Annotated in this window: 11 protein-coding genes and 1 tRNA gene; 5 read left to right on the top strand and 7 right to left on the bottom strand. The window is 59.9% G+C overall.

The features are described from left to right. Positions 1–5 precede the first annotated feature (5 nt). Complete coding sequence (locus QD409_RS04320) at positions 6–326, bottom strand: GCG_CRPN prefix-to-repeats domain-containing protein (protein ID WP_092855817.1); 321 nt, start codon at positions 324–326, stop codon at positions 6–8. Between the two features lie 261 nt (positions 327–587). Between QD409_RS04320 and QD409_RS04315 the strand changes: the two genes are divergently transcribed. Next, on the top strand, positions 588–2,195 hold the full coding sequence (locus tag QD409_RS04315; RefSeq protein ID WP_430761906.1) for an inorganic phosphate transporter: 1,608 nt from the start codon (positions 588–590) through the stop codon (positions 2,193–2,195). 176 nt (positions 2,196–2,371) lie between these two features. Here the strand turns inward: QD409_RS04315 and QD409_RS04310 are convergent, their stop codons facing one another. From QD409_RS04310 to QD409_RS04290, 5 genes are all read right to left on the bottom strand, one after another. After that, positions 2,372–2,758, bottom strand: coding sequence for a MucR family transcriptional regulator (locus QD409_RS04310; RefSeq protein WP_430761905.1), 387 nt, complete (start codon positions 2,756–2,758; stop codon positions 2,372–2,374). 236 nt (positions 2,759–2,994) lie between these two features. Next, positions 2,995–3,582 (bottom strand): helix-turn-helix domain-containing protein, encoded by a 588-nt coding sequence (locus QD409_RS04305; RefSeq protein ID WP_430761904.1) that lies wholly within the window; start codon positions 3,580–3,582, stop codon positions 2,995–2,997. Between the two features lie 115 nt (positions 3,583–3,697). Next, complete coding sequence (locus tag QD409_RS04300) at positions 3,698–4,486, bottom strand: EAL domain-containing protein (RefSeq protein ID WP_092855819.1); 789 nt, start codon at positions 4,484–4,486, stop codon at positions 3,698–3,700. A gap of 336 nt (positions 4,487–4,822) precedes the next feature. Then, positions 4,823–5,668, bottom strand: coding sequence for a sugar phosphate isomerase/epimerase family protein (locus QD409_RS04295; RefSeq protein ID WP_245298179.1), 846 nt, complete (start codon positions 5,666–5,668; stop codon positions 4,823–4,825). Positions 5,669–5,896: 228 nt separating this feature from the next. Next, positions 5,897–7,780, bottom strand: coding sequence for an adenine deaminase (locus QD409_RS04290; protein WP_092855833.1), 1,884 nt, complete (start codon positions 7,778–7,780; stop codon positions 5,897–5,899). A gap of 267 nt (positions 7,781–8,047) precedes the next feature. Between QD409_RS04290 and QD409_RS04285 the strand changes: the two genes are divergently transcribed. The 4 genes from QD409_RS04285 to QD409_RS04270 are packed head-to-tail and all read left to right on the top strand — an operon-like array spanning position 8,048 to position 11,814. Next, on the top strand, positions 8,048–9,085 hold the full coding sequence (locus QD409_RS04285; RefSeq protein WP_092855822.1) for an ABC transporter substrate-binding protein: 1,038 nt from the start codon (positions 8,048–8,050) through the stop codon (positions 9,083–9,085). A 48-nt stretch (positions 9,086–9,133) separates the two neighbouring features. Next, positions 9,134–9,958, top strand: a complete 825-nt coding sequence (locus tag QD409_RS04280; RefSeq protein ID WP_092855824.1) for an ABC transporter permease — start codon at positions 9,134–9,136, stop codon at positions 9,956–9,958. Between the two features lie 2 nt (positions 9,959–9,960). After that, on the top strand, positions 9,961–10,749 hold the full coding sequence (locus tag QD409_RS04275; RefSeq protein ID WP_430761903.1) for an ABC transporter permease: 789 nt from the start codon (positions 9,961–9,963) through the stop codon (positions 10,747–10,749). Between the two features lie 6 nt (positions 10,750–10,755). After that, a complete protein-coding gene (locus QD409_RS04270; RefSeq protein ID WP_092855826.1) occupies positions 10,756–11,814 on the top strand; it encodes an ABC transporter ATP-binding protein in 1,059 nt (352 codons plus the stop codon). A 220-nt stretch (positions 11,815–12,034) separates the two neighbouring features. Here QD409_RS04270 and QD409_RS04265 read toward each other — a convergent pair. Then, positions 12,035–12,111, bottom strand: a tRNA-Met gene (locus tag QD409_RS04265). Positions 12,112–12,260: the final 149 nt, after the last annotated feature.

Raw genomic sequence — 12,260 nt, 5'->3', positions numbered from 1 at the left:
CTGGCTTACCAGTCGCGCGGGCGTCCACGCCAACCGTCCTCACGCCAGTCATCGCGATGATGGCGATGGTGCCAACCCCATGGTGGCGGCGGTGGCGGTCTGTAGTACCCCCAGCGGCGCGGCGGCGGGGCCCAGCGATTCGGGCGGCATTCACCCCAGCGGGTGAGGTGCCAGCCGCGGCCGCAGGCATAGTCAACATTCACAATCGGCGCTCCGGGTGTTGTCACTCCGGCCGCTGTCCCGATAGCAGGAACGGGCATTGCTTCTGCCGACGATACAGCCAATCCGCCGAGCAACGCAGCGATGGCAAACACAGTCGATTTCATCTTTGATGGTCCTCTATCCAAGTCCCTTGCACGCTGGATTTAAACCTCGAAGGTATGAACGCCGGCTGAACCGAAAAAGGCGTTTTGACGGCAAAATCGTGACCGGCTCTAAGCCGGCAACCGGCCGAAGGTTGCCCGTCGGAGAAATCGGATAAGCATGACCGCCGGCGCGCACGGGATATTCGGCTTCGCTCGCGCGTCACGAGAGTTTCACGAAGGAAGCCTACACCAGAAATATCAATTGCCATAAAGGAGTTTGAGATGGTCGACCTCGCTGCAAGCAGTTTAGAGAGTGGCAACGCCAATCACCCAATTCATGGTGCCTCCGGCTCAGCAAAATGGTTCCTGCCGCTCTTCGGCATCATCGTCCTCGGCGGTCTCGCCTATGTCGGCTATGCTCTCGGCAGCGATCTCGCCGAAGCTGCGGCGGTTCCGTGGATTTTGCTAGGTCTTGCCCTGTTGATCGCGCTCGGCTTCGAGTTCGTCAACGGATTCCACGATACGGCCAATGCGGTCGCAACCGTGATCTATACCCGCTCCTTGCCGGCTGAGTTCGCCGTCATCTGGTCCGGCTTCTTCAACTTTCTCGGCGTGCTGACTTCTTCCGGCGCCGTCGCCTTCGGCATTCTGGCGCTTTTGCCCGTTGAACTGATCCTTCAGGTCGGCTCCGGCTCCGGTCTTGCCATGGTCTTCGCCCTGTTGACCGCTGCCATCATATGGAACCTTGGCACATGGTATCTGGGTCTGCCGGCATCGAGTTCACACACGCTTGTCGGCTCCATCATCGGCGTCGGTCTGGCCAACCAGTTCCTGGCGCCTGCCGGTTCCGCCACAAGCGGTGTCGACTGGTCGCAGGCAAGCAGCGTCGGCATGTCACTGCTGCTGTCGCCGATCATCGGCTTCGGCGCGGCCGCGATACTGCTTTTGGTCGCCAAGGTGCTGATCCGCAACAAGGCACTTTATGAAGCACCGAAGGGCAATGCACCGCCGCCGATGTGGATCCGCGGTCTGCTGATCTTCACCTGCACCGGCGTCAGCTTTGCTCACGGCTCGAACGACGGCCAGAAGGGCATGGGTCTGATCATGCTTATTCTCATCGGTCTCGTGCCGACTGCCTTCGCGCTGAACCGGACGCCCGACATCAACTATCTCGATGCCTACAAGGCAGCCTCCGTGCAGGTCGAGACGGTACTGGGCAAGTATGTAAAGCCCGGCGTCGCCGCTCCTGCCGATCCGAAGGCTGCCGTCAGCGCGGCCGTGAAGAGCAAGACCTGGACGGATGTTACAACTCCGGCGCTGCAGGCCTATATTCACGCAACGAGCGCCTCGATTGCCGCCTATCCGAGCGTCGAGAAGCTGCCGAACGGGCTCGTCAGTAACGTCCGCAACGACATCTACCTCATCGGTGAATCGCTGAAGCTGATCGACAAGCAGAAGCTGCTGCCGATGAGCGCCGACGACCTGAAGGCCGTCACCAGCTATCACGCCGCCGTCGATCACACGACCAAGTTCATTCCGCTCTGGGTGAAGGTCGCCGTCGCACTGGCACTGGGCCTCGGCACCATGGTCGGCTGGAAGCGTATCGTCGTAACTGTCGGCGAAAAGATCGGCAAGACGCACCTGACCTATGGCCAAGGTGCCGCCGCCGAAGTGGTTGCCATGCTGACGATCGGTGCTGCCGACCATCTCGGCCTGCCGGTCTCGACCACGCACGTCCTGTCCTCCGGTGTCGCCGGCACCATGGCGGCGAATGGTTCGGGGCTGCAATGGTCTACCGTGCGCAACATGCTGATGGCCTGGATCTTGACGCTGCCGGCTTCCATCGCACTCGCTTTCGTGCTGTTCACCGCACTTCGTCAGGTCTTCTGATCGGCGGATTCAATCGGCCTTTGGCTGAGCCCGGCAATATTTCATGAGATTTACGGCGCCCCCTTGCAGGGCGCCGTTTTTTTACCGAGTGAGACAGGCACATGCTGCCGCTGCCTGCGCATGGCGAAACATGCACGGCCTCCTTCTTCAGAACCCAAGGGATTTCTCGGTCAGGTTCACGAACCAACGGTTTCCTTCCGGCTGCCATTGGCACCGAGGCCGGAAAGTTTCGCCAGCTCCGAGCGTCGGTTTGCGTAGTTTTGTGCGACCATCGGATAGCTGGGAGCGAGCCCCCATTTTTGCCGATACTCCTCAGGCGTCAGGCCATAATGCACGCGCAGATGACGCTTCAGCGTTTTGAAGCGTTTGCCGTCCTCCAGGCAGACGATGTAGTCGTTCGTCACCGATTTCTTCAAATCCACGGCCGGCACCAAAACACTCCGTTCGACGGCGGGAGCAAATCCATCCAAGGCGTGCAGCGCCTCGTAGGTGTTCTTGATCAGCTTCGGCAGGCTGGCGACTGGTATTGTATTGTGGCTGACATAGGCCGAAACGATTTTCACGCAGCCTTCGAACAATGATTGCATCCGCGGTCGAGCGGGCATTTTTCTCTCGCTGAAAGAATCCATGATCGTTTCCCAGATCTCCTTAGGTTCCTCGTGCGCCGCCCCGCTCGATTGCATCAAGTGGGGCGTCCGCTGCCGGATGTCTCACCGTTTCAAATTGCGCCATATTCAAGGCGCGTAATCCCCTGCACAGTTGCCGGGGCAGAATGCGTCCGCACCAGGTGCGGCCGCGATCAAAGTCGGTAGGCTCCCATCGCAAACCCCGCGACCACCCCAGCCTGCGGCAGCTCGCTGGCTGATTCTGCAAAATAGGCCGACAGCTTGTTGCAGAGAGTGGCAAGTGGCATGCCGAGCATGAATGCCGTGTGTGTCGGATCTCCCTTGCAGTGGCGAAGCGTCTGCAAAATGAGCTTGCGCTCGACATCCTCGATGGTCTGGCCGACGAGCATGTCGATTGCCGCGTCGACGGCCTGGCCTACCGGATGCCCTTCCCGAAGATGAAGGACGATCTCCTCCAGCAATCTATCCTCGCTGGCCGTTGCGATGACGATGTCCGTGGCACCATCCCCCAATTCACAAAAGACATAGAGGTCGCTTTCGGCATCTATCGTAATCCGCCCGACCAACTCTGCCGATGCATCACGAATGAGAATTTGCGGCGCTTCCCCACCGGAGAATGCGGCTGATAGGGCGTTATCGCCGGTGGAGAGCGCATCGTGCAGCCGGCGCACCAGGGCGCGCAGCAGCGTTTTGACCTTCAATTCCCGCGTCGCCTGCGCGGCGGACGCCCGATAGTCCGAAGCAAAGAGCGGCTGCCGCATCACCGCGACACCCATGCCGGCGACGCGGGCTGTTTCGGCAAACGGCCCGCGCCTGCCTCTCTTGCATCGGGCACCGGGGTTGCGACCTTATTCGACGCAACAGTGGCGGAATGGCTCATGCACCCCCCTGCAGACCGATCTTGCCTTTGTGTCGGCGCAGCTTCGGCAGTGACACCGGCTTTGACAAAAGAAAGCCCTGCACATGGGTCGCGCCCGCCGCGCGGGCCGCATCGAGCTGAGCGTCAGTCTCGATGCCTTCGACGACAACGAAAGGCGCAAAACAGGAGGCAAAGCCGACGAGATGGAAGAGGCTATCGTGTCCATCGCGGCCTCGCCTGTTATCCCGCAGGAACGCTGCATCGATCTTGACGATATCGGCGGTCACCTGCAGCAGCGATGCCGGTGTGGCGAAGCCTGAGCCGAAATCATCGATCGCGATGCGACAGCCGAGCGAGCGGATGATCTTCACCCGCTCGATGGCGGCGCCGACAAGCGGGTAGCTTTCCGTGACCTCGACGATCAGCCGGGAAGCGAGCTCCGGCCGACGGGTGATTCGGCTGAAAATATCCGCAAACCGATCCGGCTGGGACAGGCCGGACACCGATAGATTACAGCCGAGAACAAGCGTTTCATCCGCGACAAGAGCTGACAGCACCATATCGAGAATGTGCAGGTCAAGCGCGAACCAACGATCCTGCCGCTCGAGGAGCGAGACAAATGCGCCCGCCGCATGCACTGTTCCATCCGCCTCCGTCACACGCGCGAGGCTTTCGGCATAAAATACTCTTTCGATATTCACGGCGTCATGGACCCATTGGGTGGCGAATCCTAGGCCGCCCTCGGCAATCGCCCTTAAGATCAGGTCCTTATGGCCTTCGTCGTTACGGCTCGCCTTACCGTTCATCAAACTTCCCCTCGTCAGGGAGCAGATCTTGGGCAGAGCGCCGATGGCGAGCAGCGGGGGCTGGAAACGGTGCGATGGGCTCCGAATCGTCAAATTTCTGGTGCTTTAGATCTGCCTCATCCATCTTCCAGACACCTCAAACCCTAATCATTAGGGCCCCCCTTTACCGAGCTGGAAATATTGCAGCAAAGACCATAGTCAACCGGACGCCGCCACGCCGTCGACGATCTTACTTCATTTATTGCTAATACAGTAACTAGTAACCCATTGCAAAAGTCAATCGCTGCGCGTTCTTGTCATATACAATTCAACTAAAGTATTAACAGGCTTTTCCGGTCATTCGCCGCCCAATTCTTGAGGCCACCATCCGTTTCCTTGCGCTGCCTGCAGAGCCAGATCCAATGACGGCAGTTCGGCATGCCACAGTTTCTCCCACTCTAGGCTGACGACGCCGGCATAGCCATCGGCAGCAAGAGCGGAACGCAACGCCGCCATGGGAAATTCCCCGCTGCCCGGCAGTACATAGCTATATGGTAGCCGCGGCCCCGCTTTGGAAATGCTGTCCTTCACATGAAGATGGCGGGTATTGCCCCGAACCTGTCTCCAGGTTTCGACAGGATCCTGCCCGCCCTTGCGCCAGGTGTGATGCGTATCCCAGAGCAGCGCGCAATCGGGTGCGGCCCTGAGAATGCGAGCGATCGCGTCCGACGTTACCAGACAATCATGGGTCTCGACGACCATCTCGGCGGCAAAGCCCTCTCGCGTGGCTGTTTCGTCCCACCACCGCAGTGTTGATAACGCTTCGTCCAACTCTCTCTCATCGCCCGTTCCGCCGCCGTCGAAAACCCGCAGCGACCGGATACCGGCCGCCTCCGCCCAAGGCAGATAGCGCAGGAACTCCTCCTTCGCCTCAGATGTCGCGCCGACAAGGCGCAGCGAGGTATTAAAGGCGCAGACACTTACGGTGGACTCTTCTAGCGCACGGGCAAGTGCGGCCGGCGAGCCGAACCTTTCGGTGAAGTAAGTCGCCAGATCGATCGTGCCACCAAGAGCGCGAATTTCGATAGCGTCGAGACCATGATGCTCTGCCAAGGCAAGGGCTTGGTCCAGTTCGAGGTCCGCACATCCCAGCGTGGAAAATGCCAACGTCATCCTTGGCATATCATTATCAACGGTAGTCACCGCGGCCTCCTCCGCCTGGTTTCCAATGTCCGCTGGCAAGCTCGGAAGCAAGTGGCTCCACCCAATTTCCGCGACCGACGCGCAACACAAGTAACCAAATGGATAATTATGGAACCAGGCTCAATCGTCAAGAGCCATCGGGAATGCCCGCGATAAACGAATGCCAATCGCCCTCAGCTGGTCCATCCGAACCGGCATCCCATCGGATATCCGTTGGCGCTCCTAAGGCTATCCCTGCCAGACGACGGGATGAGTTTCTCCGGTCGCGACATTGACGAAGCCTTCCGGAGCTCTTTCTGACGGGGCCACCAGAACCCAACGCCAGGGCGCGCAGGTGAGCGTCGCAAAGGAGAGGCGTTCCGGAAAGCCTGGCCACCAGCGCGGCGAAAATGTCGGCTCATACATCCAGTCGATGCCGGCACCAGCCTCATACAGCTTCTGCATTTCGGCATCCAGCTCTTCGGCTGATCTCGCGGTCATCAAGCCGCCAACTTCGTAGTGGACGCGAGCGATCACTTCTCCGCCCGAAACCAGCACCCAGCCGCCCTGCTGCTCGTTGAGCGCATTGACGACCATGGCCATGGCCTCATCGGAAGAACCGACGACCCAGATATTGTGCTTGTCATGGCCGAGCGTGGCGCCAAGCGCGGTATCCGGCGTGCGCGGCCCGGTGCCGAGCCAGAACATGCGGGCGACTTTGGCTTCGCCGGAAAACCGGTCGACGATGGCGAACTTGGTAACGTTGCGGTCGGAATCGCGCTGGACGGCGCCATTGGTGACGGGCAGATCCATCGTGATGAAATCGTCGGCCCAATGGAACGGCCGCAATAGCGCCGCCTTTGCGGTGGCAGCTTCCAATGGGGCAGCAATGCGAAAATCCTCGGCCGAGACGATTCTATCGATCCGAACCGTCTTTGTCGCCCAATCCGGCCAGTCGATTTCGGGGCGGACACCGACGAAGGTCCCGCCTTCGGAAGCCGGCTTACCATCTGCCCAGACTTTGGCGATCGACAACTTCGCCACATCGTCCAAAAGCACGATATCGGCAAAGCGACCGGGAGCGATCGAGCCGACCCAGGGCGTGAGCCGCATATGCCGCGCCGGATTGATCGTCACGCACTGAATAGCGATTTCAGGCGCCAGCCCGTTCTCAATCGCAAGCCGGACATTGTGATCGGTCGCGCCGATCTTCAATGTGTCGGAAGCGCTGCGATCGTCGGTGACGAATGCAATCTGCGACCAGTCGGATAGGCCCTTGTCGATCAGCCCCTGGATGACCTCTGGCAGGGAATGCGGCCGAAGCTCGATGAACAGGCCGTGCGTGAGCTTTTCCCAGATTTCGTCGAGGAACCAGCCTTCGTGATCGGAAGCGAGACCCGCCCCGGCGAAAGCATTGATCGACGCGAGATCGCGTAGGCCGGCGCCATGGCCTTCGACAACGCCGCGTTGCTCGAACGTAGCGCGAATCATGCCCCAGAGGCGATCGTAAGCCGGATTCTCCGGATTACTGACCGAAGGCCAATCCATCACCTCGTCGAGGCCGGCGACCATCAGGCTTTCATTGAGAAAGGCCTTCTGCTCGTCATAGCCGAAGTGGCCGCCGCCCCATTCATAGGCGGTCGGCGGCACGGCCGAGCCCGGCAGTGGGAATATCTTCATCGGCGATCCGCGGCGACGCGCTTCCAGCCAGAATTCGAGATTGCGGGCGCCGTTCACATTGGAAAACTCGTGGCTCGCTTCGCAGGTCCAGGTCACGCCGTGCGGCATAACCAAAGCGGCCTCCCATTCCGGCGTCAGATGCGAACTTTCGATATGCTTGTGCGCCTCGCCGAAGCCGGGAACGGCAGACAGTTGCGGCTCGTGAATGCGCTCGCCGACCTCGCCCTTATAGCTGCCGGCCGGGCCGACATAGGCGATGCGCCTGCCCTTGATGACGATCTCCTGATCTTCGAGCCAGGTGCGGCTGTGCACGTCGAGCAGCCGGCCGACGCGCAGCGAGCGGGCGGCGGGGCGGCGACCGAGCGCGGTCAGGGTCAGATCCTGGCGGATCAACACCTCGTCTTCCGCATTCACAAGCAGATCGTCGGGAAGGTTTGTCGTGGGAGATGTCATGATTGGCATGCCAGCAGGAAACTCGTTCCGCTGAAGGTAAAGATGGCGATCCGATGTGTAAAGCCGCTTACCCGACCTTCAGGAAAGCAAACCATCTCAGTGAGTTGCATTCCTGGCCCTGCGGCGCGCCAAAATAACTGATCCGTCCATATCGAGCCTGAAAAACCGCTGCGTGCTCAATTGTTGGGCTTGTAAAGCCTATGCTCGAAAAATAGTATCCTCCAAGCTTGAAGCATCTGCAGGATTTCACGGATTAAAGGATCGATAATGAAGGGCCTCTCTCTTGCCCATGTCGCGGGCTTTGCGATTATCGCAGCGACTGCCGCCCTACCGGCCTACGCCCAGGCAAAGACCCTGACCGTGTCATGGTGGGGCTATAACGGCGAGAAGATGCAGGCCAATATCATCGAGCCGTTCAAGAAAATCTGCGGCTGTGAGGTTGTTTTCGAAACCGGCAACAATGCCGACCGTCTCAACAAGCTGAAACTGCGCGGCGGCAAGGGTGTCGATGTCATCTACCTGACCGACAGCTATTCGCAGATCGGCATTCAACAAGGTCTCTTCCAGGAAGTCGACCGCAGCAAGCTCCCGAACCTCACCGATCTCTACGACATCGCCAAGGCGCCGCAAGGCAATTACGGCCCGGCTTACACGATCGGCCGCGTGGGCATCGTCTACGATACGGCCAAGGTCGGCACGCCGGTCACCTCCTGGAACGATCTCTGGCGCGCCGACCTGAAGAGTGCCATTTCGCTTCCGGGCATCACCACAACGGCCGGGCCGCTGACGGTGCTTGAAGCCGGCAAACATGCCGGCGTCGATCCTTACACAGATGCCGACAAGGCCTTTGCAGCTATCGAGGCGCTGAAGCCGAACGTCGTCAAGAACTACAACACCGGCTCCGAGCTGGTGAACCTGATCTCGACGGGCGAGGTCAAGGTGGCTCTGGCACAGGACTTCGTTCTGACATCGATGCGCGCGGCCGTTCCCACAATGGCCTGGGCCGATCTTAAGGAGGGCGATATCGCCACCCTCAACACGGTCAACATCCCCAAGGGCTCCGAAAACGTCGAGCTTGCCCACCAGTTCATCAACTTCGTCCTGTCGAAGGACGTGCAGCAAGCCGAAGCCGAGCAGGGCGTCGATGCACCAGTCTCGACCAAGGTGGTGCTGACGCCTGAGAAAGCCAAGCTCTGGACTTACGGCGCCGAAATGATCGCCAAGCTCAGCCGGATTGATTATCAGAAGCTGAACGAAGCTCAATCGGACTGGATCGATCGCTGGAACGAGATCTTCGGCATGTAATAAAGGCGTGCCGCAGCCGGCCTGCGGCACTCTTACGGAATTCTTCTGATGAAGCATCTTGCAAAATGGGGTTTGACGGCGCCGGCAATCATCGCCGTGACACTGTTCCTACTCGTCCCGGTCATCATCACGATCGCGGCGACATTCGGTGAGCCAAAAGGGCTGTTTTCCCCTTACATCACCTTCTTTACCAGTGGCTTTCGCCGCACGGTGCTCTTCAGGACGATCGAGGTTGCGCTGATTACGACGGTAATCTCGCTGATCATCGGCTTCATCGCCGCCTATGTGATCGCGCAGATGCCGGGCCGCGCCAAAAGCATAATGATCATCGCCGCCGTGTTCCCGCTGTTGACTGGCGTCGTCGTGCGCTCCTTCGCCTGGCTGATCATTCTCGGCAAGAACGGCATTCTCAACACCATCCTGCTTTCCATGGGTGTCATCAGCGAGCCGCTGTCGATGCTGTATACCGAGGGTTCGGTGATCGTCGCGATGGTCTATCTTTTCGTGCCACTGATGATCCTGACCCTCGTCGGCGTGCTCGAGGGCATACCGCAGGATCTCATTCAGGCTGCGACCTCCCTCGGCGCGACACCGGCCGCGACCTTCCGGCAGGTCATCCTACCGCTTGCCACGCCGGGCCTTATCGTCGGCGCCGTACTGGTCTTCACCGGCAGTTTCACCTCCTATGCCACGCCGCAGCTGCTCGGCGGCGAAAAGCAGATGATGATGGGCACCTTCCTTTACCAGCGCGCCATGGTCACCTTCGACTGGGTGGGCGCTTCGACGATTGCCGCCATCATGGTGGTCGTGACGATCGGGATCGTGGCGATCATGAGCCGTATCGCGCGGCGGCTGAACCCGATGGCGGTGTGATCATGACAAAATCCATCCACCCTGCACTCATCGCTTTCACGGGCTGCGTCTTCCTCTTCCTGTTGGCACCACTCGCCATCATCATCGGCGCCGCCTTTAGCAACACGACCTATCTGACCTTTCCGCCACAGGGCCTGACTCTGCGCTGGTTCTCGAACATCTTCCAGATCGAGGCCTTCCGCACGACGGCAATCACCAGCTTAGAGCTCGCCTTCCTCGGAACAGCGCTTTCGCTGTTGATCGGCATTCCCGCGGCCTATGCCATCAGCCGCTACAGGGTCGAACTGCCGCGCTGGCTTTCGACGCTCTTCGTCCTACCGATCCTCGTTCCGGAAATCGTCTTCGGCTTTTCGCTGATGAAATTGATCACCATCGGGCTTCAGCTTCCGATCTTCCCGAGCCTCTTGATCGGTCACGCGCTGCTAGTGCTGCCCTATTCGGTGCGCGTCGTCAGCGCCAGCCTCGCGAGCTTCGACTTCTCGATCGAGGAAGCTGCCATCAGCCTCGGCTGCCCGCCCTTGAAGACCTTTCTGACGGTGGTGCTGCCGAATATCCGCGCCGGCGTCATCGCCGCCTTCATTCTCGCCTTCATCACCTCCATCAACGATGTCTCGGTATCGGTCTTCCTGACCGGGCCTGGCATCTCCACCCTTCCCATCCAGATCCTCGCCCATATGGAGCAGTTCTTCGACCCGACCATCGCCTCGGTCTCCGTGCTGCTGATGCTCGTGACCGTCGCCGTCATGGCGATCGTCGAAGCGACCCTGGGCCTCACCTTCCTGACAAAGTAGCCACCCGTGACCGTATCGCTCTCCATCAGTTCCATCAGCGCTCATTACGGCAAGACAACCGTATTGCAGGATCTCTCGCTCTCTGTCGGCGCCGGCGACCTGGTCTCGCTGCTCGGTTCGAGCGGCTGCGGCAAGACGACGACGCTGAGGCTCGTCGCCGGCTTCCTGCAGCCGACGAGCGGCACCATCAAGCTGGGCGATCGTGACCTGACGACCCTGCCGGCGCATGCTAGGGATATCGGACTGGTGTTCCAGAACTATGCATTGTTTCCGCATCTGACCGTGCTTGAAAACGTCGCCTTCGGCCTCAAACAGCGCCGCATGGCGACCCAGGAACGCCAGCGGAAGGCTGCAGCCATGTTGGAACGCGTCGGCCTTTCCGGCCTTGGCGACCGCCTGCCTGCTGCACTGTCGGGCGGCCAGAAACAACGCGTGGCGTTGGCTCGCGCGCTCGTCATCGGGCCGCCACTTCTGATGTTCGACGAGCCGCTTTCCAATCTCGACGCCAAGCTCAGGGTCGACATGCGCGTGGAAATCCGCCAGCTGCAGCGCGCCAACGGCACGACGTCGCTCTACGTGACGCACGATCAGGAGGAAGCCTTCTCGATCTCGGATCGTGTCGCCATCATGAATGCCGGCCGGATCATGCAGCTCGATACGCCCGAAGTCCTTTACCGCAAGCCGGCGAATGCTTTCGTCGCGCGTTTCGTCGGCTTCGAGAACCTGCTGCCGCTGCGGGCCGTCGCGCGCGAGGGCGCCCTGGTGACGGCAGAGGGTGCCGGCGGCGCGAAGATCACGCTTTCGCAGGATGATTTCGGGCCTCTGCCGGACAGTTTCATCCTCGGCTGCCGTGCCGACGGACTGTCGGTTCGATACGATGGCAACGGCTTGCCGGCTATTTTGGGCACACGAACCTATCTCGGCCGCGCTTATCAATATCAATGCCAAACGGCCGCCGGCGATATCGTCGCCAACGGCACTTTGTCTGAGCCGATGACTGCCGGCGGTGCGGCCGTACTCGTGCCCTTGCCGGAGCAATGCTGCATTCTTGCTCCGGAGAAGTGACCATGAAGATTGCAAGGCAGAGGCGATTGCTTTTGTTGTCCGGCTTTGCAGTATTGTGTGCTTTGTCGGCTTTGCCTCCTTGCTGGGCCTGAGAAGTCGTTCAATCCTCGACGCGTAACCAAATAAAAAAGCCCGCAGAACGCGGGCATTTTGATGTTGGTTTCGGCTGCGGTCTTGGCGCGCGCGTCTGTGATAATTGTTGTTATGAGGGATGGGATATTGGTTGCGGGGGCAGGATTTGAACCTGCGGCCTTCAGGTTATGAGCCTGACGAGCTACCGGGCTGCTCCACCCCGCGTTACCAGCGCAAATCGCGAAGCGATTTGTCGCGAATAGCAAGCCGTGTTCGGCTTGCGTCATCCACGCAAACCGCTTTGCGGTTTGTCGTGTGTTCCCTTGGCACGTTATTTCGCGTGCGCCGAGGGAGAATTGGTTGCTTTCCAGAAG

It is taken from the genome of Rhizobium sp. BR 315 (assembly GCF_050577975.1).
GTDB classification, from domain to species: Bacteria; Pseudomonadota; Alphaproteobacteria; order Rhizobiales; family Rhizobiaceae; genus Rhizobium; species Rhizobium miluonense.
The sequence above is the reverse complement of the archived record's forward strand: the minus strand, read 5'-3'. Positions and strand labels throughout refer to the sequence as shown.

Coding starts and splice junctions, on each gene's coding strand:
- QD409_RS04300 (WP_092855819.1), bottom strand. CDS start 4,486: ATGAACGGTAAGGCGAGCCGTAACGACGAAGGCCATAAGGACCTGATC.
- QD409_RS04320 (WP_092855817.1), bottom strand. CDS start 326: ATGAAATCGACTGTGTTTGCCATCGCTGCGTTGCTCGGCGGATTGGCT.
- QD409_RS04315 (WP_430761906.1), top strand. CDS start 588: ATGGTCGACCTCGCTGCAAGCAGTTTAGAGAGTGGCAACGCCAATCAC.
- QD409_RS04275 (WP_430761903.1), top strand. CDS start 9,961: ATGACAAAATCCATCCACCCTGCACTCATCGCTTTCACGGGCTGCGTC.
- QD409_RS04280 (WP_092855824.1), top strand. CDS start 9,134: ATGAAGCATCTTGCAAAATGGGGTTTGACGGCGCCGGCAATCATCGCC.
- QD409_RS04305 (WP_430761904.1), bottom strand. CDS start 3,582: ATGCGGCAGCCGCTCTTTGCTTCGGACTATCGGGCGTCCGCCGCGCAG.
- QD409_RS04285 (WP_092855822.1), top strand. CDS start 8,048: ATGAAGGGCCTCTCTCTTGCCCATGTCGCGGGCTTTGCGATTATCGCA.
- QD409_RS04290 (WP_092855833.1), bottom strand. CDS start 7,780: ATGACATCTCCCACGACAAACCTTCCCGACGATCTGCTTGTGAATGCG.